Below are 26540 nucleotides of genomic sequence, written 5' to 3' on the forward strand. Positions count from 1 at the left end.
TCAAGTGATAGGGGCAGGCATATGGGCGTTCATGCCTTCTACCGCGGTCACCATTACGGTATGGTGCGCCAGCAAATCCATATCAAAAGGTGCCATGATCCGTTCACCGGCTTCGTTATACAAAATGCGTACAATCGGGCGCTGTGGAATCGCGGAATGAATATGCACGACCACGCCTTTCAAGCCATTGCTCAGCGTGACGGTAAGACCAATTGGATAAATAGCAATCCGGCTTTTGAAGATCGCCAGCATGTCCTTGTCGTACAGACTGCCAGAGCCGGAATACAGTACTTCCAGCGCTTCATGAGGCAGCATGGCCGCGCGATAAACCCGGCTGGTCGTCAGCGCATCGTAGGAGTCGGCAATACCGATCCATTTGGCATATTCATGAATTTCGTGTTCTTGCAGGCCGCGTGGATAACCGCTGCCGTTGAGCCGTTCATGATGCTGGTAGGCGCAGTGCGCAGCCAGCAGCGGGATGCCAGGCTCGTCTTTTAGCATTTTGTAGCCGTACTCGGTGTGAAGCTTGATGATATTATACTCTGCATCGGTCAGTCTGCCCGGCTTGAACAGCACTTCGTTCGGGATATAGGCTTTGCCTACATCATGCAGGAGAGAGCCGATACCCAGCACCTTCATTTCCTCCTGGGAGTAACCATGTACTTTTCCCAGCAGCAGCGTGTAGATGCATACATTGAGCGAGTGGTAATACAGATAGTTGTCCTTGGTATGCATGCTCATCAGCATAACCATAACTTCCGGGTCGGCACTGATCTCACTGATAATCGTATCGATAATGCCGGCAAAGGACTTGCCGATAATCGGATAGGTTGCTTTTTGAAACGCTGGATCAGCGAGACTCCGAAAATGTGTACGGATCTCGCGTAGTGCTTGGCGTTTGGTATCCGGGGAGACAATATCGCGGACAATTACATCATCCGTATCTTTATCCTGAATATAGATATAGTCCAGACCATGGTTATATAGCTTGCGAATAATGCCGGAGGTCAGTTCTACCCCCTCGGAGAGAAGAACAACGCCATCATCATTATATATTTTTTTTGCGAGTCGCATCCCTGGCTGGAGCGAGGTGATAGGTAATAGCCTCAATATTTGTCACTTCCATCTGTTCTGGAGTTAGCCACTCATTAGTCGGCACTGGCCACATGATTCACTTCCGTATAAACTGCCGTAGAATGACTATGTATGTGGATGAGTGCAAAAGTAAGGGCATGTATGCGGACAGTATATAAAGTATATCGTCATTTCTTCACAAATTTATAATAATTATAGGACGTATTTGTAAAATACGACAGAGCTAGTATTGGAAGTTCAGATAGGCGAATGGAAATCGAAACGATTAAACGCTCGTATGTTCTCATTTTCATAATAAATAACGGAAAATCTGCTGTTTTTGGAAGCGGATTATACAGAAATTGGATAGTTATTCTTTATTAAAATGCACAATACGAACAGGAGGAATAAGCATGGAACTCGGATTATATGGAAAATCGGTATTTGTGGCAGCAGGCAGCAAAGGTCTCGGAAAGGCAAGTGCACTGGAGTTCGCCAGAGAAGGCGCACTGGTGACGATAGCCAGCCGCAGTATGGAGCATCTGACAAAAGCGGCAAAGGAGATTGAGGCAGCTACCGGACAGCAGGTACATACGGTCCGTATGGATGTCAGTGATCCGGAACAGATCGAGCAGGGAACCCGGAGTGCGCTGGACAAATATGGACGGCTCGATGTGCTGGTAACCAATGCAGGCGGACCTCCTGCCGGGACGTTTGCAGATATGGATGATGCGCAGTGGCAAAGTGCGTTCGAGAAGAATCTGCTCAGTACGATCCGGCTGATCCGTGCAGCAATTCCTTCTCTTCAGGCAGCAGGTGGCGGACGAATCGTAAATATCGCTTCTTCTTCGGTCAAGCAGCCCATTGATGGATTGATCCTCTCCAATATATTCCGTGCCGGCATTCAGGCACTCACCAAAAGTCTGGCTTCGGAATATGCAGCCGATCATATCCTGATCAATACGGTAGCACCGGGCCGTATAGCAACCGAGCGCATTATGGAGCTGGACCAGAAGCGCGCCGACATGGAACAGCGTGCAATCGAAGAAATACAGACCGAATCGCTGCGCCAGATTCCACTGGGACGATTGGGTACACCCGAAGAATTCGGCCGGATGGTTGCTTTTTACGGCTCCTTTGCCAATACGTATGTGACTGGACAATCCCTGCTGGTAGATGGAGGAACGATCCGGGCGTATTGATATACTTTTGCGAAGACTGGAACTTTGTTGAGAATTAACCCTTACAATTTGGCAAACAAAAGATTAGTATACTTTTATATATGTGACAATAATGTGTCATATCTGTGGGATAATGTGATATAAAAAAGGCCGGTGATCGTATTTACCGGCCTTTTTGGCTTTGAAAACGATAAAAATCGACTTTTTCCAAGAATAATGGTAAAAAGTAACTACTTTATTATTTTATTTTTTGTGAAAGTATACACTGTTTCTTTGTTTCAAAAAAGTGGTACAATATGTATCACATGAATCGGAGCTTTTAAATATAACACCTGCTGTTGAGTTAATGTACAACATACTAACAAACAAGGAGGAGATGTAAGAAATGATAAACACGAGCTTGAGTAATATTGGAATCTGGGAATTGGTGGAGCCGGGGGTACGACGTAAAGTATTTGAACCGGGAACGTCTTTGATGATGATGGAAGTCCACTTTGAAGCCGGTGCGCAGAGTGCCGAGCATTCGCATCCGCATGAGCAGATGACTTACTGTATGAAAGGACTGTTCCGCTTTGTGATCGACGGTAAAGCCTATGAGCTGAGTGCAGGCAAAGCGCTGAATATTCCGGCTGGTGCGGTTCATTCTGCCCGTGCGCTGGCTCCTGGCATCCTTCTGGATACATTTACTCCAGTGCGTGAGGATATTGTCAGAACCGTGTAAGTTGGGAAAACCACATTATAAATAAACAGGCAGTGGATAAGAACGATATTCTGATGCATAGATGCAGCTGAATATTGTTCTTACCCACTGCTTTTTTGCTGTGCAGTTTGGCGTTTGTATTGGGTGTACGCTGCATACAGGCTGTTCATGAATGTTCCTGGGTAGAATGGTTAGGTTCTTCATCCGATGGCCAGTAGCTATAGGTGACCAGATCTATTCGCCGTTCGCCATTAAAAATTACGCCTTCCTCCTCCAGCAGGGCACGTTGTTCAAAGCTGGATTCTTCTTCTTTTACAGCAATTTCACCGTACTTGTTAACAACGCGATGCCAAGGCAAACGATATTTGCGGCTCATGGAATGCAAAATTCGAACGATCTGTCTGGCAGCACGCGGACTACCTGCCGCTGCGGCTACCTGTCCATAGGTCATCACCTTGCCTGCAGGAATAGAGCGAATAATATGTACGGCTCTCTCGGTAAATGGCTGCATGTCATCTCTTCCTTTCCGGTTACGTATACATTCTTATAGGTTCCTTTGGCAAAGTATATGTTCCCTGTCCATTTCACCAGTAGATCTACTTTATTTTCCAAACGATCCTTCATGCTGACACTCCTGATTGGATTGTACCATTTCCGGATGAACAGAATCATTGACTGTCGGATATCTGCGTCAAAATTGGAAGCTGGAATATGGAATACATAATTTTTAACAAGAATTAAATAAAATTTTTATATTTTGATCGGAAAATGTTATATAAAGTCGAATAATGGGTACAAAGACTTATAATATTTTGCCGAATAATTACGAGAATAGAATTAGAGTAATTCGAAAAGACTAATTCTAAGGAATCATTTAACAGCGGATACGAATTATTTTTTGGAAAAGGAAAGCCAGCGGTAGCGAATGCCGTATTACAGGATGAGCAGAGTAATGGTCTGCATAAAGGAGCTAATCAATGTCTATTTTTACTGCAAAACGTAATCATGTATCCATGAACGAACTGCTTGAAGCAAGCCGCCGTCTGGCAACAGATGCCCGCAAATCTTCGGCGCAGCTGCAACTGCAAAGCGCAGATGCTACGATGCTGGAAATCGTAAGCAATATCAATGAAGCCTTGCTCGCTGTACAATCCGAAAAAAATGATGTAAAAATGCGGATGGATCTGGTAACCAAAGCGATTCATGTGGGATTGTGGGACATGGAAGTGGAAGCTGGCGATCCGGTTAACCCGAATAATGCTTTTACCTGGACCGATGAATTCCGTAATATGCTGGGTTATCACAATGAGCAAGAGTTCCCAAATGTACTGGATAGCTGGGCTTCTCGTCTGCATCCAGATGATCAGGAATGGGTACTGGCAGCACTTGTGAATCATCTGCTCGATCATAGCGGCAAAACGCCTTATGATATCGAATACCGTCTTCAATTGAAAAATGGCACCTACCGCTGGTATCGTGCGACCGGTACAACGATTCGTGATCATAGCGGAGTGCCTCTGCGTGTAGCCGGAGCGCTGTTTGATGTGCACGAACGAAGACTCAAGGACGAAGAATTGCAGGCTCTGGTAAACCGGTACGATCTGATCAACAAGGCACTGGTAGAAGCGCCATGGGATATGCAGGTGGAAGCCGGCGATCCGGTCAACCCGAACAACGAATTCTGGTGGTCTCCGCAATTCCGTCAGGCTCTGGGCTTCCAGGATGAGCGTGATTTCCCGAATGTACTGAGCAGCTGGAGCGATCGTCTGCATCCGGAAGATAAAGAAGAAGCATTGAACGCTTTTGCAGCGCATTTGAATGACCATACCGGACGCACGCCATTTGCTATCGATTATCGTCTGCAGCTCAAAAGCGGCGAATACCGCTGGTATCATGCAGGAGGTACAACACTGCGGGATGCTCAGGGGGCACCACTGCGTGTAGCTGGCACGATCCGCGATATTACGTATGAGAAAAACAAAAACGATGTCGTTGAAGCAATGACTTCGCGTATGTCACAGTTGTCCCAATCAATCGGTGAAATGTCGACGGCGATCAATTCGGTCACCGGACAGGCACAGGATCTGGCGAGTGCACAGGAGCATTCTACCGAAGCTGCACACAAAGCACAGAATAGCGCAGAAGAAACCAAAAACATCTCCACCTTTATCCGTGAAATTGCCAACCAGACCAATATGCTGGGCTTGAATGCTTCGATCGAAGCCGCGAGGGCTGGTGAATATGGAAGAGGATTCTCGGTTGTTGCGGATGAAGTGCGCAAGCTGGCAATTCATAGTGCAGATGCTACAGAGAATATCGAAAGCAGCCTGACCGAGATGAAAGACCAGATCGAAGAGATTCTGGATCAGATCGCCAACATGACGACGCTGACCCAGTCGCAGGCAGCACTGACCCAGCAGCTGAATGCGTCAATGGATGAGATTAATCATATGTCCCAATCCCTGGTGGAGTACGCACGAAAAATCTAATCATGCCTGCTTACTATCCAATTCTACTTTAAATAGCAACAAGCCCCGAATCATCTATATTGATTCGGGGCTTGTTGCTATATATGGAGACTGCAGGCAGTCATTTATACTTGCTGGATTTTGAGCAGGTTGGTATTACCGGATTGACCGATCGGTACACCGGCAGACAGAACAACGATATCGCCCGCACAGATATGACCTGTAGTTACCGCATTGCGGATTGCCGATTCGAACATTTCATCCGTGCTGGATACGGCTTCACCTTTGACCGGAATAACCCCGGACAGCAGGCACACCTTGTTCAGTACCGCATCGTTATGGGTAACGGCGATGATCGGAGCGCTTGGACGATACTTGGAGATCATACGGGCAGTAAATCCGCTCTCGGTCGAGATAATGATCGCTTTGGCGTTCAGTTCCAGCGATGCACTAACAGCGCCCTGGCTGATTACTTCGGTAATATTGGTGGATTGCAGTGCTCTTTTGCGGGAGAACTGCTCCTGGTAATCCAGCATGCTCTCGGCACGTTTGGCTACAGCTGCCATCGTCTGTACCGATTGTACCGGATATTTACCGGCAGCGGATTCGCCGGACAGCATGATTACATCGGCACCCTGAAGAACAGCATTCGCAACGTCACTGACTTCGGAACGGGTAGGACGCGGATTTACCTGCATGGATTCCAGCATATGGGTAGCGACGATAACCGGCTTGCCAGCTACATTACATTTGTCGATCATTTCTTTTTGCAGAGCCGGTACGTCCTGGATCGGTACTTCGACACCCAGATCACCGCGCGCTACCATGATACCGTCAGAAGCTTCGATAATATCATCGAGGTTTTCCATACCTTCGGCATTCTCGATTTTGGAATAAATCTGTACATCTTCAGCATTGTTTTTCGCCAAAATATCACGGATTTCACGGATATCATCACCTTTGCGGACAAAGGAAGCCGCGATCATCTCGATATGTTGTTCCAGTCCAAAATGAATATGCATCACGTCACGCTCGGTAACGCCCGGCAGAGAAGTGTGGATACCCGGCAGATTGACACCTTTACGCGGCTTGATCGTACCGCCGCTCACGATATCACATACAATCTCGCTGTCGCGAACTTCACGTACAGTCAGATCAATCAGACCATCATCCAGCAGGATACGGTCACCGGCGTGAACATCCTGGTTCAGCTGCGGATAGTTAACACCGATACGTTCGGCATCACCCAGAATTTCTTCGGTCGTCAGGATCAGCTGATTGCCGGTACGCAGTTCAAAAGAAGCTTCTTTGAGTTTGCCGATACGTACTTCGGGTCCTTTGATATCCATCATAATCGGTACAAATGTATTCAGCTCGGCAGCAGCCTGGCGTACATTGCGGATACGCATTACGTGATCTTCCAACTCGCCATGAGCCATATTCAGACGAGCCACAGTCATACCGGCCTTGATCATTTCCTTGAGCATTTCGATTGAGTCACAAGCAGGTCCCATAGTACAGATAATTTTGGTTCTTAACATTGAATAATCCTCCTTGAGTATGCAGGCTGGTGTAGGGATCAGCCCTGTCGTAATAGCGGCTGTCCGAATATCCCGTGTGTCCTGCCATGCGTGGAGGACTTTTATCCGGCAACCTGTAGTATATAATTCATTGTATCTGTAACATACACAGGTATCTATGAACTATTGTACAATCAATGTACTATAGTATGATTTAGAGATAAGGATAAAGCTCATTTTACGGGAAAATGCAGCTAAAACTCAGGGTGTTGGAAATAAAGAGTCAAATCCTATGCCAGACAGGGAGGTGCAGCATATGCTGGAAGTGCTGGAGGTGCAGGAACAGCATCAAATGGATTGGTATGAAGAACAGCATCTGGGTGATAACGAATACTGTCTGGTGCTGATTACATATGGCAATTGTGTGTACTGGGTAAACGGACAAAAGCGGATTCTGGATAAAGGAGAACTGCTGCTGATTCCGCCGGGCTCTGCCTATTATGGCAAAAGCGTTCCTACCCGTGTACATACCAAGCAGGTGATCCGTTTTAAGGTGCAGCAGGATATACTTCCTCTGCTGAAAAGTAGGGATCTACTGCAGATCAAGCCGGGCGGCTACGATCTGTATCATGACCGTCTCCGGCATATTGCTATACAGTGGTGGGATAAGCCGCCGTATTACCGGCTACTGGCAGATTCGATGCTGGTACAGCTGTTCGTCGAACTGAACCGCGAATATGATCGAGGTATTATCCGCGAGGACAAGCAGCGTCTGGTCGATACGATGAAGCAGCATATTCAGCAAAATTATAGCCGTCGCATTACCAAGGAGCATCTGGGAGAACTTATCCAGCGAACCCCCAATTATGCGGCTTCGCTGTTCAAAAATATAACCGGTCAGACTATCAGCGAATATGTCCATGATCAGCGAATGAAGCGAGCAGTGTATATGCTGGCCGAATCCCAACTGACGATCGCCGAGATTGCCGAATTTTTGGGTTATCAGGAATTGTCGTACTTTTACCGGATCTTCAAGCGTAAAATGGGAGTGCCTCCCGCAGAAATGATGCATGATCGTCCGTCTATTCTGTAGGCAGCTGTATTTTACGATAAAGCCGGATAGCTGATTAGCTCAAGGTCCGGTCTGCAGCAGTTCCTCGCGCAGACGACGCGGAGAAGCGCCTTTGATTTTTTTGAACATTTTGGAGAACAGAAAAGGATCTTCGTAGCCGACCGAACGAGAGACTTCACTGACTGACAGATCGGTATGGTACAGTAGCTCTACAGCGCGATTCATTCGGTACTCCAGCATAAATGCCTGAAGGGACATGCCAAACCGGGCTTTGAACAGACTGGACAGATAGGTACGATCCAGACCTGCTGCCTGCGAAATATCCATTACGCTGATCTTCTGGCTGTAGCTGTTCTCGATATATTCGATCGCCTGGCGGATATGTGATTCCTTGGAGCGGGAGTGGTTGGTGGCAGCTGGTTTTACCGGCAGACGGGCAATCAGCGTATACATCAGCTGATAAAGGATACCCTGGGCCTGGATATCTCCGGCAGGCTGATTGGCTGTCTCCAGCAGCAGCTCATAGAAGCTGCTGAATATGGATTCATGATGCATCCGGTAGACGGGAGCTGATACGGTAAGTTGTGCCCGTTCCATCAGCGATAGTGCCTGCAGACCACGGAAGCCGATCCAGGAATATACCCAGGGGTCGTCCGGATCTGCCTCGTACTGCACAATCGTATCCGGCGGAATCAAGAATCCCTGACCCGCGCGCAGTGTATACTGATTCTCTCCCATTCGTAGTATGCCGGTTCCTCCATGAATATAATGCAAAATGTAAGCATCCCGTATACCGGGCCCCCTGCATGACCGGGCAAGCATTCTTCCTTGCCGAAAAAAAGCAGATGAAGATCCAGTGGCTGGTGAGCATCGGAATGTGTATAAATAGTATGATTAAGCGGCATAGTATAAAGATTCCTTTCCTGACAACGATCAATTATATTTATATTATGACAGGTTATGCGATGATTTAGAAGCCTCATCATAATAAAGTAACTTGCATTATGACATGAAATGATTAGAGTGAAGAAACATACTGATTTGCAGAAAATGCTCGGTAATTGGACAAAAAGGATTGGCCGGTATAGAGGAAAGAAGAAGGGGTTTATGATAGTATGAAATACATATTATTCCGTGATCAGATCAGTATTGGATTATTATCAGAAGGGAGCGGAAGCATATCGAGAAGAACCTGCTAATCACCTGCGTAATCGTATTTATGCTGATCTGTATGTATTCCTATTTCAAATTTGTCCGCTCTCCGCGGCGTGATCCGGAATCCAGCCAACCGGTGGATCCGCTGGAAAAGATGTTCCGCCCTTCGAGTCTGTTCGATCGTCTGTCTATGGCGATAATGATCTCGCTCGGATTGGTCGTTGTCGTAGCAGGAGCTTCTTTTGCAGCGTATGCCTTTTTCTACCTGGGTTCACTGGTTCACCTGATCCGGTTTGATGGAAGGGACAGCGCACTGATCTATTCTGTCTGGACGGTAGCAGGTCTATTTTTACTCGCGCTCTATGTACAGCCAGCTACAGTAGAGTATGTATATCCGCTGCTGCGACGCAGTCTGAAGTTCTGGCAGACCCAGGTGATTGCTATTGTGCGCAATACGATTCTGCTCTACACGCTGTCAGAGATTCAGCCGGGCGTAGATACTTCCGGCATATGGGGGGCTCTGGGTCTGGCCACCATATTCCAATTGATCCAGTGCATTCGCTTTGACGAAGATCTGGAAGAGGAATTGCGGCGCAAACAATAAATGATCACCAATAACGAATTTTATTGTGGAATACCAACTGTCACTCTATCCACTATGTTAAAATAATACAAAAAATGGAATCCGGGTTCTGCATATGGCTATACACCGTACGTAAAACCCGAAGGAGATTACTTCTATGAACAATAGCTCGACTACGATGATCCGACGCAAGGGGCGCTGGGCAGGTGTTATGCTGCTGCTCTCTGTCTGTCTGCTGATGCTGGCTGCATGGACAACTGCAGGCTATACCTCGGCAGCATCCACATCCAATTCTGCAGCAAAAGAGGACTGTACCGTGAATCAGACTGCACGCAAGCATTACGTCAATGTCGCTGTAGCTACCCTGTGGACAGAGCCGGGTCTGGCACGTCAGCTGGACGCTCCGTCACTATCCAATCCGGTCAATATGGAGAAGTGGACAGCCAATATGGCTACAGCCGATCAACGCCGCTGGCTGACCGGCAAAACAGAAACACAGGCACTGTACGGACAGGAGGTTCGTCTGCTGAAAGTCCGGGGAGACTGGGCGTATGTCGCTGTGATCGGACAATCCACACCACGCAGCAAATACGGTTATCCAGGCTGGCTCCCACGCAAGCAGATTCTTACAACGACTACAGGTGCTGCCTACAGCAAATGTCCGGTAGCTATCGTCAGTGCCAAGACAGCCAAATTATATGATACGGATCGCAAAAGCAGCCTGCTGACGCTAAGCTTCAATACGCGTCTGCCGGTCGTAGCAACCGAAGCCAGCTGGCTGCAGGTGCACACGCCGGATAACGGTACCGCCTGGCTGCGCAAGCAGGATGTGGATGTATATGACCAATTATCCGATATCCCTGCGCCGACCGGAGCAGAGCTTGTTCAGACAGGCAAGCAGTTCCTCGGCCTGCCGTATCTATGGGCAGGTATCTCCGCGTATGGATTTGACTGTTCCGGGTTTACTTCTACATTGTACAGTTTCCACGGGATTGCTCTGCCGCGCGATGCTTCCGCCCAGATCAAAGAAGGCACACCGGTAAGCTGGAACGATATGCAGCCGGGCGACCTGATGTTCTTCGCGCATGATAATGGCAAAGGCAGTGTACATCATGTATCCATGTATATCGGAGACGGCAAAATGATGCATTCTCCAAAAGCAGGCAAAACGGTCGAGATTATCTCGGTGGATACCCCTGCTTATAAAAAAGAATTTGCGGGAGCACGTCATTATCTCAACTGATACACAGCCAGTACAAGCGCAGAAATAACCACAACTTTATACATCACTATTGTCATAATTGGCATGTAATCAGGGTAATATACTTCCACAGTACAAGGAGGTCATGACATGATTACATGCCTTATTTTTGATCTGGATGGAACGATTGGCAATACCGAACCGCTTTGTCTGGAAGCTTTCCACCAGGCGCTGGAACCGTGGGCAGGCAGGAAGATCAGCGACCAGGAGATTATGGATGCTTTTGGCCCGTCGGAAAAAGGAATTATCCGCGCTTTGCTCCAGGATCACCGGGAAGAAGCGCTGCATGATTATATTCAGTGCTATAAGGAAATGCATGATGCGATCTGTCCGGCACCATTTGAAGGTATTCGTGAGCTGCTGTCATGGGCGAGAAATCAGGGCATACACATTGCAATGGTAACCGGCAAAAGCAAGCCGACCAGTGATTATACGCTGCATCAGTTCGGTATTGCTTCGTATTTTGAAGTAGTGGAGAACGGAATAGCCGAGAAAGAGATTAAGCCAGAGGGGATACGGAATGTACTGGAGCAGTTAGGCATTCCTGCCGGCGAAGCATTATATATCGGAGACAAGCCGGGAGATATACAGGCTGCGCGTGAAGCAGGCATCCCTGTTGCCTCTGCCTGCTGGGCACCGGCAGGAGATGAGCAGGAACTGCGCAAAGCACAGCCGGATCAGCTGTTTACATCGGTAGCACAACTTATGGATTATCTGCAGCAGCAGATAGAACATCGTACGCTTGCTGCAGAGTAGAGTATACCGCAAGGATAATACAGGACAATCCTTTGCCACTAGGCTTAATTCGCAGCTTTATAACAAGATGAATTCTAAATATACGAGGCCTGCTATCGACCAAGATAGCAGGGCTTTTTTTATGAAAAAAGGGAAGTGAAGATCGGCAAGGAAAAGTATGAATATAATACGAATGATACTTGTACATATAACGATATGGAACCCAAAACCGACTATTTGTTTAACTAATATATTTATAATATACACATATATAAATATATTTCTTGCCTATTTGTAAATAAGTCAATTATTATATTTGTAAGCGCTATCTAAACATGTATTATTTTATGCAAGCGTTTTAATTTGAAAAAGTAAACATATTTATTAATGATACTGGGAAAATAAGCATCTTGATTAGCATTCCAGTATCACCCTATTTATATACAGAGAGGAAGAAAATAATGAAATCCAGACAACCGCTATGGCACAAAACAACGATTCTTGCTTTGGGGACAGCGTTGCTGCTGCCGGGCAGCATCTCTGCCGCATCCGAAGTCACTCCATCGCAGGCCCATATCAATATACAATCAACCGGATATGTTCAGCAGCAGATGGCAGCTCTTCAGGCCAGCCGCACAGCTGCACCCCTGTACAAAGAAGCGTCTGTTCATGATCCATCTGTGATCAAAGTGGGAGATACCTTTTACATATTCGGCTCCCATCTGGCCTCTGCCAAGTCTAAGGATCTAATGAATTGGGATATGATCTCTTCCGGAGTAGCCGACGGCAATCCGCTCATCCCCAATGTAACGACCGAACTGCGGGAAGCTTTGGACTGGGCACAGACCGATACGCTGTGGGCTGCTGATGTGATCCAGCTGGCGGATGGCAAATTCTATATGTACTACAACGCATGCAAAGGCGATTCGCCGCGTTCGGCAATGGGGATCGCAGTAGCAGACAAAATTGAAGGCCCGTACAAGGATAAAGGCATTTTCCTGAAATCCGGTATGTGGGATCAAAAGAGTGAAGACGGTACGATCTACGATGCGCGTGTTCATCCGAATGCGGTAGACCCTGATGTGTTTTTCGATAAAAACGGCAAGCTGTGGATGGTCTACGGCTCATATTCCGGGGGGATTTTCGTAATGCAGATGGACCCGGTGACCGGCCGACCTCTGCCTGGGCAGGGATATGGCAAAAAGGTAATCGGCGGCAATCATAGCCGGATCGAGGGCGCTTATATGATGTACAGCCCGGATACGGATTATTATTACATGTACCTGTCATTCGGCGGACTGGATGCGACTGGGGGATACAATCTGCGTGTGATCCGCTCCAAAACACCGGATGGACCTTTTTATGATGCCGCAGGCAATGAGATGACCAACGTCAAGGCTGATCCAACCAAGCCGCTGTTCGACGATGATTCGATCGAGCCGTACGGTGTCAAAATTATCGGCAACTACCAGTTTGACCGTGAAATTGGCGATCCGGGTGAAGGATCGGGTGCAGGCGCAGTATCGCCAGGTCACAACTCCGCTTACTATGATGAACAGACCGGACGTTATTTCCTGATTTTCCATTCCCGCTTCCCGGGACGGGGCGAAGCGCATGAAGTGCGTACGCATGAGATGTTTATGAACCAAGACGGCTGGCCGGTCGTGGCTCCATATCGTTACGCTGGCGAGCAGCAGCCACAGGCCGCAATCAGCAAAAATGAGATTGCCGGAAGCTACCAGTGGATTACACAGGACAAAAATATCAGCGCGGATATTCATCATTCCGTATCCGCCCAGCTGAACAGCGACGGTACGATTACCGGCGACGTTAGCGGAACCTGGGAGCTGCAAGGCAAGAACACAGGCATTTTCAAAGTAAACGGCGTTACGTATACCGGTGTATTCCTGCATGAGACCAATGCCGATTCCGGCAAAACGGTGCTCACGCTTACCGCTTTGTCTTCGTCTGGTGTTGGCGTATGGGGCAGTCAGCGTGAACAGGTCAAGGACAAACAGATCGTCTCCAGTGTGGATGAAGATCTGAGCCTGGGCGATATAAGTGGAGTCTTCTACGATCTGAATCTGCCGCTGGAAGGGACACGCGGCTCCCAGATCAGCTGGCGCTCGAACAAGCCGGAGATCATTTCGAATACCGGACAGGTGACCCGTCCGGCAGCCGGTGAAGGCAATGCCAGAGTAACCCTGATCGCCACAATCACCAAAGGTGGCTCCAAAAAGAACAAAAATTTCAAAGTAACCGTACTGGAGCAGGGACGCGGACCTCTGCTGAGCCATTACAAATTCGATGAAACCTCCGGCACGACCGTAACAGACAGCACCTATAATCATTACGACGGTACGCTGATGAATGGCGTAACCCGGAATGTATACGGTAGTGGCGGCATGATTACGCTAGATGGCCGGGATGATTATGTACAGCTGCCAGGAACAGTCACCGATGGCGAGGACTTTACGTTTGCTGCCTGGGTGAAATGGGATGGCGGTGCAGCCTGGCAGCGGATTATGGACTTTGGCAATGGAATGAACGGCTTTATGTTCCTGACCCCGTCGCAGGGAACCGGAATGCAGTTTACGATCCATCAGAATAATATCGACCAGAATATTGTGACAGGATCAGCTTTGCCACAAGGCAAATGGGTACATGTCGCGGTGACAATTGCAGGGGATAAAGGCACATTGTTCCTCAATGGACAACAGGCCGGCACAAACGACAAGATGACCTTTAATCCAAAAGATCTTATGACTCGTGAAGCCTATCTGGGTAAAAGCCGCTTCGCTGCCGATGCCTATCTGAAAGGCAGTCTGGATGATGTACGTATCTATAACCAGGCACTTAGCCCGGATGAAATTGTCCAGCTCGTCAAAGCAACGAATTAAATTTGCGTTAGATCAGGGGACAGCGGCGGCAGACTTGAAGCATAGCGAACCGACAGGAATTTGCCATACCGCATAGGAATACTAAAAGCAGAGCGATCCGTTACCAGACGGAGCAGCTCTGCTTTTTTGGGTTCGACTATTTTGATCTGGAACCAACCGGACTACAAGATATGTCTCAAAAGATAACCGCGAAACTCTCCTTTCATGCCATGGCTGCTCCTCCAGCATAACAACCGGCTCAGAAATGTAATGCATGACGAAATGTAACTGGTGGGTATGACAGCCATTTTGCCATACTGGGTGATGCCAGATAGGCTCCGGCAAAATACATTTCAAGGAGAACCACTCATGAAAAAAATGTTGTATACCAGTCTTGCCGTCATACTCGTGTCTTCTATATTCACGACCGGCTGTATGACATCACGCAGCGATTCGGCTGCTGCTCCGGTAATAACCTATACCTCTTCCCATATAGACAGGGAGGGGCCGCAAAATGCGGAGGAGTTGGAAAAATTCGCAGACAGGGTATTTGCGGACAAGATGAAGAAATTCAACACGGTAGGCTCCAACTTTGTTGTAGTCACCAATGGTAAAGTCATGCTGAGTAAAGGCTATGGGTATGCAGACAGGGAGAAGAAAACTCCTGTAGATTCGAACACGGTGTTTCAGATCGGTTCGGTTACCAAGTCATTCACTGCACTTGCAGCGATGCAGCTGGTGGACAAGGGGAAAATAAATTTGCATCATGATATTCAGGAGTATTTGGGAGGAATCAAAGTTCCGAATACGACAGGCAAAAAACTGACGATGTTCGACTTGCTTACTTACTCCGGCGGATTTGATGAACCGGATATTGCCAATGAATCGTATCCGGAATATGTGCACAGCTATTTCCCGCTGAAGTCGTATATCGAATCCCATATGCCGACTGTGGTCAGACCTCCGGGAGAAGCTTATACCTATGACAATTTTGGATTTATGCTGGCAGGATATGCAGTAGCCCAGGTGGCAGGCACATCCTATTCGCAATATATGCAAAAGAATATTTTCAAACCGCTCGGCATGTCATCGACGAGTATACAATTTACGCCGTCCTTGTTAAACCGGATGGCTGCTCATTATGGACCCGATGGGAAACGGATACCTTTGGAAGGATTCAAACCAACAGAAAAGCCGGAAGGCGGTATGGTATCCACTGCCAAGGATATGGCCCAGTATCTTATCATGCATCTGAACAAAGGAACGTACAAAGGCAAAAAAATAGTCAGCTCCAAAAGTATTCAGCAGATGCATACGTATCAATTGTTTCCTTCCAAGAACATCCCGGTTACTACCATCGGATTTGAAGGTTATTTTAAAGACAAAATGAATGGCCAGCATGTTATTGTCAAAGGAGGCAACGTAACCGGACATTCTTCTCTGGTCGTTATTCTGCCCGAGAAAAATACAGCTATGTATATGTCGTATAATAACGATTCGATGATGAGTCTGGACGTATACGAAGCATTCATGAATCATTATTATCCGCAAAAATCAAAAACACACAAATCGATCCACAAAATCATAAATGCGCAGCAAGCCAGGAAATACGTAGGATTGTATCAGAATACGCGCATTGCTGCGCTGCGATCCCAAGTGTCTTATTCCAACGGAAGATTGATACTGGAGACAGGCACATCAGGCAAACATATACTTCATATGCTTGAACCGTTGTTATTTGAAGACGAAGCAGGCAATAAACTAACATTTAATACAGACAAAGCCGGTAAAATAGCTTATTTATATTATATGCGGATGCCTGATCTAGTCGCCTATGCGGAGAAAATAAAAGTTGATTCGCCTTTCTCCGATGTACCGGCAAACAGCAAATATCGTTCTTACATTAACCATCTTCATGCCTTGAACGTTATGCATGGCAAGTCTGCTCATCTATTCGATCCGAATGGAACCATGACCCAGGGTGAATTTTCGGAAATACTGCTACGCGCCCATGGATGGTACCGGCAGCCTTTTATGATAGGACCCAATAGAAAGCAAATGCTCGCCGGATTGCCAAATGATTCGCAGGATACACTTATTACCCGGGAAATAGCAGCGTTTATGATCCAGAATCTCAAACAGGCAGAACCCCGATTCAACATTATACTGAATGACCAGACAGAACCGTGGGCTACCGAAGCAATTAAGGCGCTTGTCTCTCAAGGTATTACGGACCCGGATACCCAAATCAACGCTGACGGCTCAGTAGATTTTCGTCCCCAACAGCTGTTGAAGCGCCAGGAAGCCAGTGCATGGTTGGATCAGGCTTTTGATTATTATACCTTGCCTATCCAACACTAATTCATAAAACAACCAAAAAAAGCGCAAATGCAAAAGGAAATCCTTTTGCACTTGCGCTTGGCCTCTCTATTCCGGTCATCGTAAAATCCCCAGCTCCCGGGATTTTTGTACAGCTTCTTCTCGGTTGCGAACACCGAGCTTCAGGTAGACCGATGAAGCATAATTCCGTACCGTTCCATCGGACAAATACAGTTTGGAGGCAATCGTTTTGTAACGTAATCCTTCCGAGACGAGCTGGAGAATCTCAAGTTCTCGCGGCGTCAGGTCATAGGCTGCAGTTGCAGGTATTGTCCGTGAATCGTTTAACTGCGCAAATAGCTTTTGTGACATGCCCCGGTCGATCAATGTTCCACCGCGATAAACAGTACGGATCGTATCAGCCAGTTCTCCCGGCTGTATCGATTTTAGCAAATAGCCATCTGCTCCACTTTGCAGAGCATGCAAAGCCTGCTCGGTATGTTCAAATGTAGTAAGAATCAGAATAGGGATATGCGGCCATGTCTGCTTGATGATCTTGGTTGCAGAGATTCCGTCCATGTGGGGCATATCCAGATCCATAAGCACCAACTGGGGTTGAAGCTGGCGGCACTGCTCAACAGCCTGCACGCCATTCTCTGCAACTCCGGCGACCTGCAGATCAGGCTGCTGCTCCAGAATAATCCGCAGACTATCGCGGATAAAAGGCTGGTCATCTACAAGCAGCAGACGGATCACCTCATCCCCGGTGTCTATTGGCCTGGAAATGGTGCAGGTCACAAGTGTGCCCTCACCAGGCTGGCTGTAGACGGCGATCTGGCCCTGTACATGTGCTGCACGTTCTTTCATGGCACGCAGGCCGAATCCATCGCGCAATTGCTCTGTCCCGTGTCCATTATCCTGAATTTCGAGTCTGGTCTGCTGAAGTTCATAACGAAGAGAAACGGTGATGGCTGTTGCTTGCCCATGGCGTACTGCATTTGTTAATGACTCCTGTAGACAACGATACAATGTACTTTTGGCTGGTCTGGTGATCATATGCTCTTCTCCAAATGCCTTAAAACGAACCGATACACCAGCATGTTCCTGAAATTCCTGTGCCAGCGCCTGTAAAGACTGGGTTAGCGGCAATTCCTCCTGCGGAGATTGCATCTGGTGTACATAGCTTCTGACTTCATCCATACTTTGGCGAGCCCGCAGAAGCAGGGAATCGAGCCGCTCGGTTCCAGCAGTCGTTGCCAGCTCCGGACGAAGGGTTTCGAGTCCCATAATCAGAGCAGTGTAGGCATGACCGATCGTATCATGCAGCTCTTTGGATAACCGGCTCCGCTCTTCGGCCAGTGTAATGCGCTCCACCTGTGACAGGTATTGCTCCAATACTGCATTTTGATCACGTATAATCTCGCTTTGCTGGTGATTGACCATTAATAAATGGAAAGAAAATCCGAACGTATACGCTAGTCCGAATTGCAGCAGAATCGCCCAAAAATCACTCTGTTCGGTAACCTGCGTAAATATAACAGGCACAAGCAGTATCACAAGAGGAGCAGACCAGTAATAGGATTGTTGCTTGCTATTGGCCGCTATCAAAAATGCATACAACAAGAAAGACAGATAAGCGGCTGGAAAAAAGGAAGCCAGGTACAGACATAATCCACCTGAAATTACGATCTCACCAAGCAAATAGTATTTGTGATTGAGCTGCAAGCACACCCATGGAACAGTAAAAGCAATCAGCTGCCATAACACAAGAAGCCAGAACGGCAGCATGAATTGAGTATATTTATCGATCGTAGCAAACAGCAAGGAAATGCTGCAAATCAGACGGATGCCCAGCATCAGCCAGTCATACCAAAACCACTTTTGAATCCATTTGTTTATCCCGTACACCACTATTATCCACTCCCAAAAATCTTCACTATGACATTATGTAACAAGTACAGAATGCAATATCATTCGGAATATACTTGTATATGCACCCTTTTTCCAGCTATTCTATCCTGATCCACAGGACATCTGCGATACATGTCATTTGGATCCAATTGATCGCTATGCTTTGCAGGTTACAGTCATATCCTACTGTTTGTAATGTCAGTTTGACCAGTAGCCTATTGTCATATGACATTTTAATGCTAGCAAGCTGCCAAGAGTATACATGTATTCCTTCCGAGTGAATATGCATAATACTATCTATCCAAACCTGTCTGTTGATGGTATACTCTGGATGAATTTCAAGATACGGCAACCCTACATAATAGCATAATTTACGTCTACTTTTCTGCCGCTAATCATGAACTGAAAATATAACGATTAGAGAGGTAATTCACATGTCAAATTTTCAAGATCCATACCCGCAGGGTGATCCAAACGATGTGCAAAGTAACAAGGTAATGGCGATTCTGGCTTATATCCTTTTCTTTGTACCGCTTCTAGCCGCACGTAATTCACCGTTTGCCATGTATCATGCCAATCAAGGATTGGTGCTGTTTATTATCGTAGTAGCCGCACAGGTTGTGTTGACTGTAATTCCCTTTATTTCATTGATCTTGTCTCCTATCGTTTTCCTGGCGACTTTGGCCTTTATGATCATCGGTATCATTAATGCAGCCAATGGCCAGCGCAAGCCGCTGCCGTTTATCGGCAATATCCAGCTGATCAAGTAAGCTAAGAATAATTGTATACACGGCTGCTATAAAGTTGGCAGCAGGCTGTGATCTGTTTCTCTTCAGCTTACTTACATTAGAATAAGGATAACGAATAGAAAAAGCTTCTCTTTCCGCATTAGCGGATCGGGAAGCTTTTGTTATTTCTGCAGAGTAATAAATACTTTAATTGATACGGCAATAGGTATATAGGATATTGGCCTAGCGCTATTACTCTGCCGTTTTAAATTCCTTTTAAAAAAGGGGGTTCTCGCGGAATTCTGTCTGCAACATCGAGTACTGGTACGAATCCTGCCACTGCTGCTTATAATACATATGCTCACGCAAATGACCTTCGTAGGTCATGCCTATTTTTTGCATAACTTTGGCAGAACCGATATTATCCGGTCGGCATCTGGCATAAATTCGGTGCAGATTCAGCTGGTTGAATCCGTATTCGAGCATAGCTGCGGCGGCTTCCGAAGCATAGCCTTTGCCCCAGCTGTCTGGATCATAACAGTAACCAATCTCAGCCTGCTGCTGATCATACAGATGCAGGCCGCAGCCGCCGATGAGTTGGTTGTCTTCCTGACGAATGACGGCCATCTCATAGACTGTACGGAGTTCCTGCTGCTGTGCATCCAGCATGGACTGTACGTACTGCATCGTATCCTTCTCTGTATTGGGTCCCCATATCGTATGAAGAGTCACCCGAGGATCGGAAGCATATCGGTGTACAGCCGGCCAGTCTTCCATGACCAATTCCCTGATCCATAAGCGTGTTGTTGCCAGTTCCATAGTCGGACCTCCTGAACCTGTGGTGTATAACACATATAGGATTATGTAAAATAATGATCAGGACCCTTATTTCGCTAATGGGCAAGGTTCCTGATCATCTGGTAACGATCTGTATACAGTGTATGCTGAACTCAGATAGTTTGTGAAATACTATTAATTATTGCCAAGCTGCTGGAACTGGTTCATCAGACCGGTGATCTGGTCGATCGTCTGGAAAATAGGGGAATTGTTCAGTGCTTCGGGAGTCAGCTTGCCTGCCTGTGCCTGATCAATTAGTCCATTCACTTCCGTACCGAGTGTGTCGGTATAACCGGCTAGCTGCTGGTGCAGATCCTGGGCAAAGCCGGGAACCTGTAGATTCTGGAACTGATTGATCTGGGACTGCGCATTTTGCAATTCCTGGATCAGGCTCTGACGTGCATCAGGATCGGTAATCGCCTGCTGCGCCAGCTCGGGCAGCTGCTGGGACAGCTGGGACGTATTATTGATATACGTAGTAACTTCACTTACATAATTCACGGACTGGCTGACCTGATCGACTGCAGAGCAGCCGGACAGCAATCCAGCCAATAGCAGGAGAGATAAAATATATTTTTTCATCAGGATGCACTCCTTTTCGGATGGTTACAGTATACTACTGTTAGGGAGAGCCTATGGTTTCACAAAATCATCTGCTGCTATCCCGCCAAGAAACAAGCATGGAAAGGAAGACCGTATGGAGCCTACAGTAACAACCGAACAGCAAATTGCACAGTGGATGGTTGACCAGATTCGCGAGCAGGGCGTTTTGAAACAGGAGGACGTAATTGCTCATGTCCGCGCCGAATATGGAGAACAATATCTGTTTACCAGCGAGAGCGGCAATATTTCACTGGACAAGGAAATCAAAAAAGCATTCCGCAAATCTCACGGTGGACGAGTTGCCTGGGATCGTGACGGATTTTTCTGGGCATGGACCTAAGAGGATATACTCCCTTTTCCTGCAATACAAAAGTGCCGGTGTCAGGTACAGTAAAAAGCGTCTGCATAAAGCAGGCGCTTTTTTGTAATAGACCAAATTTTGCGATGGTCATCGACAGGATCAGGATATGTACATCCTATTTGCAAAAGAAAACAGGGTGCTGTAACTGCCAGCAACTGGCGGATTGATCGACTATTAAAGGGAATGAGCTTCAGATGTGGGTGATTGATCGGATTTGTCGAGCATCAGCTGCTGTAGATCATCCAGATTCTGAATGCGCAACTGTTGTATTCCGCCATCTGTACTGCCTTGAGGCATGATTCGATGATCCAGATATACATACAGTGCCATACTGCTGGCAATTAGAAAAGAAAGCAGTCCATAGATAAGTATTTGTCTTGGTTTCATAGTAACAGTCTCCACTTTGAAATATATTCCACAAATTGTATAGTATAATGAATGAAAAGAATGTTGGTCGATGGTTAGGATATGAATTGTGGTGCAGTCTCTCTGCTATACACTATAAAAGCCACACGGCAAGCAAACAATGAAATGAATCTGATGAAATTGTCACTGCCCCTGCGGCAACACGCAGATTACAGCTTTGGCAAAATTCCCGAAAGTGAGAGATTAACATGCCGGACATGATTAAATTGATTGTCGACACAGCCGGCCAGGAAGGCCATGGTTCGTTTGTTTATGTAGAAAGTCAAAAAGAAATAATGATCGGCAGACATACCGGAACGATCCAACTCGATCTGCCGCTATATAATCAGCTGGTCTCCAAGCAGCACTGCCGGATTACCCGCCAGCATAATACCGTATACGTCGAAGATCTGGGCAGCAAAAACGGGACCGAGCTGAACGGGCAGCGTCTGCAGCCTTATCAGAAATATCCGGTGAGCGAGAATGACCAGCTGACTCTGGTAAATGGACTGGTCGGCCTGCGTCTGGAACGGGGTGTAGATTTTGAAGAGACCCGCGAATACCGGATCAGTGATCTGCTGGAAAACGAAGTGCGGTTAAACGATTATTTGCAAAATATTCAAGTCGGCGGCGACAGTATTACACTGTCCAAAAAGGAATACCAGCTGTTCAAAATGCTGTATAACTGCCTCGACCACTTTGTAACCCGTGAACAGATTGTACGCGAGGTCTGGCCGGAGCGCTGTGTGGAAGATGCCGAGCTGGTCGGCGTAGATGAGGTCAATTCACTGATTTACCGTACGAATAAAAAGCTGGGAAATCATTTTACGATCAAGTCAGTGTACAAAAAAGGGGTATATATGAAGAAACAGTCCCAGAATGAAGAGATCGACATCGTATCTCCGTCCTGATGCTGTAAGGTAGATTTGTCACAAGGGGGATGCACATGTCGCTTATGTTTGCCTTTCTCAAAAAGTACCGGGTTGCCGCTGTGCTGGCGCTGCTCATGATGTTTATCGAGCTGGCGCTGGAACTGCTGCAGCCCTTTCTCATCTCCAAAATTATTGATGATGGAGTGAGCCGTCAGGATGCTTCGACAGTGTTGCTATGGGGCGGAATTCTGGTCGGCGGTACAATTATTGCTTTTGTCGCCGGTATATTCAGTTCGTTCTATGCTTCCTATGCAAGCCAGGGGCTGGGCTATGATCTTCGGGAAGCGCTGTATACCAAAGTACAGTCCTTCTCGTATGCCCTGTTCAGCCGTTTTTCCTCTTCGTCGCTAATTACAAGGTTGACCAATGATGTGACCATTTTGCAGGATATGCTGTTTATGGGTCTGCGCTTTATGCTGCGGATGCCGCTATTGGTAGTAGGCAGCAGTATTATGGCGCTGATCGTCAATGTAAAGCTGGGCCTGCTGCTGGTCGTAGGTATTCCAGTGCTGTTATTATTCGTTATCGCGGTCATGAAGCGGGCTGCGGCGAGATTCCAGCTGGTACAGCGTCGTCTGGATAAAGTCAACAATGTGATGCAGGAAAATCTGACCGGGATGCGGCTGATTCGTGTATTTGTACGTCGCCATCATGAGCGCAAGCGTTTTGAACAGCACAGCGGTGAGCTGATGACCGATACGGTCGCTGCGCTGCGTCTGACCGAGACGACGATGCCGTTTATCCTGTTCATTATGAATGCCAGTATTATTGCAGTGCTGTGGTTTGGACATCGTGACATTATGAGTGGAAGCGCTTCAGTCGGTGAAGTGGTCGCTATTATCAACTACTCCATGCGTACGATGGGCGCATTATCGGCGTTCTCGATGATCGTAGCTTCCTTCTCCAGAGCTAGAGCTTCGGCTGAACGGATGGACGAAGTAATGAGTGCCTCGGAAGAAGTGAGCAGCCGTCTCGTAGCGGATGTACCGGTACAATCGGCATATCGCAACGCAGATCCTGATTCTATACATGCCGATCAGAAAGCAAAACGGGATAATGGTCAGCGTCAGGATACAGCCAGTGCTGCAAGCTCTATCCGATCCGGCAGCCTTGTACATGAAAATGGAGAATTAACGAAATCACGGGCAGCGGATTCCTTATTAAACAAGGAACAGCCTGGTATTGCATTTGAGAATGTGTACTTTCAATACCCGGGTGTGAAGACGCCAATTCTGAGTGATATTTCCTTTGCGGCGCGCGAAGGTCGAATGACTGCGATTATGGGCGCTACCGGATCGGGCAAATCTTCACTGGTACAGCTGCTATTACGATTATACGAAGTCAGCAGTGGACATATTTATTTGCAGGGACAAGATATCCGGCAAATGAGTGAACAGCAGTTGCGCGGAATGATCGGCTATGTACCCCAGGAAGTTGTGCTGTTCAGCGGTACAATCCGTGACAATATCGCCTGGGGAAATGAGCATGCTACGATGGAAGAAATCGCCGAAGCGGCTCGTATGGCCCAGATTCACGATACGATTACTCAGCTGCCCCACGGTTATGATACCCTGCTCGGTCAGCGCGGAGTCAATCTGTCCGGCGGACAGAAGCAGCGTCTGTCTATCGCGCGAGCACTGGTGCGCCGTCCGCAGATTCTGCTGCTGGATGACAGCACGAGTGCACTGGATGTGCGTACCGAATCACTGCTGCTTGAGAGCCTTGGCACCCTGTCCTGTACGACCATTCTGATTACCCAGAAGATCAGTTCGACGATCCGGGCGGACAAAGTACTGCTGCTTGGCGATGGACAGCTAATCGCGCAGGGCAATCATGAAGAGTTGCTCCAGCAGTCGGAGCTGTACCGGAAAATCTATGCATCCCAGTTTGGAGAGGAGGAGCTTGGCCGTGTGGAAATCATTCACTGATCCTTTTCGTGTACCAAGACCGCCGGCTGTAGCAGCCGAAGAACCGGGAGATACCCCGCAGGGACCGCAGACCGCAGGCAAGAAGCGGCGGGCCAAAGACTGGAAAGGTACACTGGCACGAATCTGGAAGTACCTGTCCCAGCGTCGCCTCAAGCTGTTTCTTGTCCTGTTTATGGTATTGTTGACCTCTGCACTGACACTGCTGGGGCCGTATCTGGTGGGGATCGCAATTGACGATTTTCTGGAACAGGATGCCGGCAGACGCTGGATCTGGTTTCTCGCTGCATTGGGTGCAGTATATATTCTGAATTCGGTCACTTCCTGGCTGCAAAATGTCTGGATGATCGAGATTGCCCAGGAGACCGTATACCGGATGCGTGCCGATCTGTTCTCGCATTTGCATCGCCTGCCGATTCCCTTTTTTGGACAGAGACAGCAGGGGGAGCTGATGAGTCGGGTGACTAATGATATCGAGAACGTCAGCTCGACGCTGAACAGCTCGGCGATCCAGATTTTCTCCAGTGTGCTGACGCTTATTGGTACGCTCGGTGTTATGCTGTGGCTCAGTCCGCTGCTGACGCTGCTGACCTTTATCGTCGTGCCGCTCATGGCGCTGGGAATGCGCTGGATCACCCGGCGTACCGGTCCGCTGTTCCGGGAACGGCAGCGTAATCTGGGTGAGCTGAACGGGTATATCGAAGAGACGATGTCGGGAGAGAAGATTATTAAAGCTTTTGCCCAGGAGCAGCGGGTGATTGGCGAATTCGGTGAACGCAATGACCGGATACGCTTCTCCGGATTCTGGGCCCAGACGATCTCCGGGTTTATTCCCAAGCTGATGAACGGGCTCAATAATCTGAGCTTTGCCCTGATTGCCGGAGCAGGAGGACTGCTGGCAATCCGTGGTGCGATTACTGTCGGGGTAATTGTCATTTTTGTTGAATATGCCCGCCAGTTTACTCGTCCGCTAAATGATCTGGCGAACCAGTGGAATACGCTGCTGTCGGCAATAGCAGGAGCCGAGCGGGTATTCGAGATTATGGATGAAGAGGTCGAGGAAGCTGATGAACAGCAGGCTGCGGCAGTCCAGCAGATTCGGGGAGAAGTGGAATTCCGCGATGTATCTTTTGGCTACGATACGGGAAAAGGCCGGGATACCCTCCAGCATATCTCGTTTAAGGCGGAGCCGGGAGAGATGATTGCACTCGTCGGACCGACCGGTGCAGGCAAGACTACGCTGATTCAGCTGATCTCCCGCTTTTATGATGCAGATGAAGGCATGATTACGATAGATGGACAGGATATCAAGCAGATGCGCCGGGCCAGTCTGCGTGAACATATGGCATTTGTTCTACAGGATTCGTTTCTGTTCGAGGGAACAATCATGGATAATATCCGCTATGGACGGCTGGAAGCTACAGATACCGAGGTAGAGCAGGCCGCTATTATGGCGAATGCCGACAGCTTTATCCGTCGTCTGCCGGATGGGTACCAGCATCATCTTGGGCGCGATGGCGGCGGGATCAGTCAGGGTCAGCGCCAGCTGCTTACGATTGCGAGAGCAATGCTGTCCAATCCGGCGATTCTGGTGCTCGATGAAGCGACCAGCAGTATCGATACAGTAACCGAGATCCGTATTCAGGAAGGACTGCAGCGGCTGATGCAGGGACGTACCAGCTTTGTGATTGCCCACCGGCTGAATACTATTCGGTCAGCGGATCAGATCCTCGTTCTGCGCGACGGACAGATTATGGAAAAAGGTTCTCATGATCAGCTGCTGGAGCAGGGTGGATTCTATAGCGATCTGTTCCATAGTCAGCTGAAAGTATCTTCCTGAGGCAATCGTCAGATACTAACCTGTTATTGAACATAATTGCTCATAAAAAAA

The 26540-nt window shown here is 47.8% G+C and carries 22 protein-coding genes; 14 read left to right on the plus strand and 8 right to left on the minus strand.

Annotated elements, in window-relative coordinates; all coding sequences use genetic code 11:
- On the minus strand, positions 1-1074 hold the full coding sequence (locus AR543_RS04105; protein ID WP_082472109.1) for an HD-GYP domain-containing protein: 1074 nt from the start codon (positions 1072-1074) through the stop codon (positions 1-3).
- Positions 1075-1487: 413 nt separating this feature from the next.
- On the opposite strand from AR543_RS04105, the gene AR543_RS04110 reads away from it, so the two are divergent.
- Entirely contained in the window at positions 1488-2276 is a 789-nt protein-coding gene (locus AR543_RS04110) for an SDR family oxidoreductase (protein ID WP_060532052.1), read from the plus strand.
- A 379-nt stretch (positions 2277-2655) separates the two neighbouring features.
- Positions 2656-2976, plus strand: coding sequence for a cupin domain-containing protein (locus tag AR543_RS04115; protein WP_060536626.1), 321 nt, complete (start codon positions 2656-2658; stop codon positions 2974-2976).
- 145 nt (positions 2977-3121) lie between these two features.
- Here AR543_RS04115 and AR543_RS04120 read toward each other — a convergent pair whose 3' ends face one another.
- A complete protein-coding gene (locus AR543_RS04120; RefSeq protein ID WP_060532054.1) occupies positions 3122-3466 on the minus strand; it encodes an MGMT family protein in 345 nt (114 codons plus the stop codon).
- Positions 3467-3938: 472 nt separating this feature from the next.
- On the opposite strand from AR543_RS04120, the gene AR543_RS04125 reads away from it, so the two are divergent.
- A complete protein-coding gene (locus tag AR543_RS04125; protein ID WP_418304217.1) occupies positions 3939-5444 on the plus strand; it encodes a methyl-accepting chemotaxis protein in 1506 nt (501 codons plus the stop codon).
- Positions 5445-5548: 104 nt separating this feature from the next.
- Here the strand turns inward: AR543_RS04125 and pyk are convergent, their stop codons facing one another.
- Positions 5549-6964 carry a pyruvate kinase gene (gene pyk / locus AR543_RS04130; RefSeq protein WP_060532058.1) on the minus strand — a complete coding sequence of 472 codons (1416 nt, stop codon included), beginning with the start codon at positions 6962-6964 and terminating at the stop codon, positions 5549-5551.
- Positions 6965-7259: 295 nt separating this feature from the next.
- On the opposite strand from pyk, the gene AR543_RS04135 reads away from it, so the two are divergent.
- On the plus strand, positions 7260-8036 hold the full coding sequence (locus AR543_RS04135) for an AraC family transcriptional regulator (protein ID WP_060532060.1): 777 nt from the start codon (positions 7260-7262) through the stop codon (positions 8034-8036).
- Between the two features lie 39 nt (positions 8037-8075).
- On the opposite strand, the gene AR543_RS04140 is transcribed toward AR543_RS04135, so the two are convergent.
- A complete protein-coding gene (locus AR543_RS04140; RefSeq protein ID WP_237087973.1) occupies positions 8076-8789 on the minus strand; it encodes an AraC family transcriptional regulator in 714 nt (237 codons plus the stop codon).
- A gap of 457 nt (positions 8790-9246) precedes the next feature.
- Between AR543_RS04140 and AR543_RS04145 the strand changes: the two genes are divergently transcribed.
- From AR543_RS04145 to AR543_RS04165, 5 genes are all read left to right on the plus strand, one after another.
- Positions 9247-9774 (plus strand): hypothetical protein, encoded by a 528-nt coding sequence (locus tag AR543_RS04145; RefSeq protein WP_145953888.1) that lies wholly within the window; start codon positions 9247-9249, stop codon positions 9772-9774.
- Positions 9775-9910: 136 nt separating this feature from the next.
- A complete protein-coding gene (locus AR543_RS04150) occupies positions 9911-10996 on the plus strand; it encodes a C40 family peptidase (RefSeq protein WP_060532064.1) in 1086 nt (361 codons plus the stop codon).
- Positions 10997-11104: 108 nt separating this feature from the next.
- Positions 11105-11770, plus strand: a complete 666-nt coding sequence (locus tag AR543_RS04155; RefSeq protein WP_060532065.1) for an HAD family hydrolase — start codon at positions 11105-11107, stop codon at positions 11768-11770.
- Positions 11771-12210: 440 nt separating this feature from the next.
- A complete protein-coding gene (locus AR543_RS04160) occupies positions 12211-14649 on the plus strand; it encodes an arabinan endo-1,5-alpha-L-arabinosidase AbnB (protein WP_060532067.1) in 2439 nt (812 codons plus the stop codon).
- A gap of 348 nt (positions 14650-14997) precedes the next feature.
- Positions 14998-16989 carry a serine hydrolase domain-containing protein gene (locus AR543_RS04165; RefSeq protein ID WP_060532069.1) on the plus strand — a complete coding sequence of 664 codons (1992 nt, stop codon included), beginning with the start codon at positions 14998-15000 and terminating at the stop codon, positions 16987-16989.
- A 75-nt stretch (positions 16990-17064) separates the two neighbouring features.
- Here AR543_RS04165 and AR543_RS04170 read toward each other — a convergent pair whose 3' ends face one another.
- Complete coding sequence (locus tag AR543_RS04170; protein ID WP_060536627.1) at positions 17065-18804, minus strand: helix-turn-helix transcriptional regulator; 1740 nt, start codon at positions 18802-18804, stop codon at positions 17065-17067.
- A gap of 488 nt (positions 18805-19292) precedes the next feature.
- On the opposite strand from AR543_RS04170, the gene AR543_RS04175 reads away from it, so the two are divergent.
- Entirely contained in the window at positions 19293-19628 is a 336-nt protein-coding gene (locus tag AR543_RS04175; RefSeq protein WP_060532071.1) for a DUF4870 domain-containing protein, read from the plus strand.
- A 234-nt stretch (positions 19629-19862) separates the two neighbouring features.
- Here the strand turns inward: AR543_RS04175 and AR543_RS04180 are convergent, their stop codons facing one another.
- Together AR543_RS04180 and AR543_RS04185 are read right to left on the minus strand one after the other, a co-directional pair.
- On the minus strand, positions 19863-20405 hold the full coding sequence (locus tag AR543_RS04180; RefSeq protein ID WP_060532073.1) for a GNAT family N-acetyltransferase: 543 nt from the start codon (positions 20403-20405) through the stop codon (positions 19863-19865).
- Between the two features lie 153 nt (positions 20406-20558).
- Positions 20559-21005 (minus strand): DUF6376 family protein, encoded by a 447-nt coding sequence (locus AR543_RS04185; RefSeq protein ID WP_060532075.1) that lies wholly within the window; start codon positions 21003-21005, stop codon positions 20559-20561.
- 115 nt (positions 21006-21120) lie between these two features.
- On the opposite strand from AR543_RS04185, the gene AR543_RS04190 reads away from it, so the two are divergent.
- A complete protein-coding gene (locus AR543_RS04190) occupies positions 21121-21366 on the plus strand; it encodes a DUF6953 family protein (RefSeq protein WP_060532077.1) in 246 nt (81 codons plus the stop codon).
- 195 nt (positions 21367-21561) lie between these two features.
- On the opposite strand, the gene AR543_RS04195 is transcribed toward AR543_RS04190, so the two are convergent.
- Entirely contained in the window at positions 21562-21774 is a 213-nt protein-coding gene (locus AR543_RS04195) for a hypothetical protein (protein ID WP_060532079.1), read from the minus strand.
- A gap of 227 nt (positions 21775-22001) precedes the next feature.
- Between AR543_RS04195 and AR543_RS04200 the strand changes: the two genes are divergently transcribed.
- Genes AR543_RS04200 through AR543_RS04210 form a run of 3 tightly spaced genes read left to right on the plus strand, consistent with a single transcriptional unit; the run spans position 22002 to position 26489 of the window.
- Positions 22002-22703 (plus strand): FHA domain-containing protein, encoded by a 702-nt coding sequence (locus tag AR543_RS04200; RefSeq protein ID WP_060532081.1) that lies wholly within the window; start codon positions 22002-22004, stop codon positions 22701-22703.
- A 35-nt stretch (positions 22704-22738) separates the two neighbouring features.
- Entirely contained in the window at positions 22739-24652 is a 1914-nt protein-coding gene (locus AR543_RS04205; RefSeq protein WP_060532083.1) for an ABC transporter ATP-binding protein, read from the plus strand.
- Entirely contained in the window at positions 24633-26489 is a 1857-nt protein-coding gene (locus AR543_RS04210) for an ABC transporter ATP-binding protein (protein ID WP_060532085.1), read from the plus strand. The genes AR543_RS04205 and AR543_RS04210 overlap by 20 nt, the downstream gene beginning before the upstream one ends.
- Positions 26490-26540 lie beyond the last annotated feature (51 nt).

This window comes from Paenibacillus bovis (assembly GCF_001421015.2).
GTDB lineage: Bacteria > Bacillota > Bacilli > Paenibacillales > Paenibacillaceae > Saccharibacillus > Saccharibacillus bovis.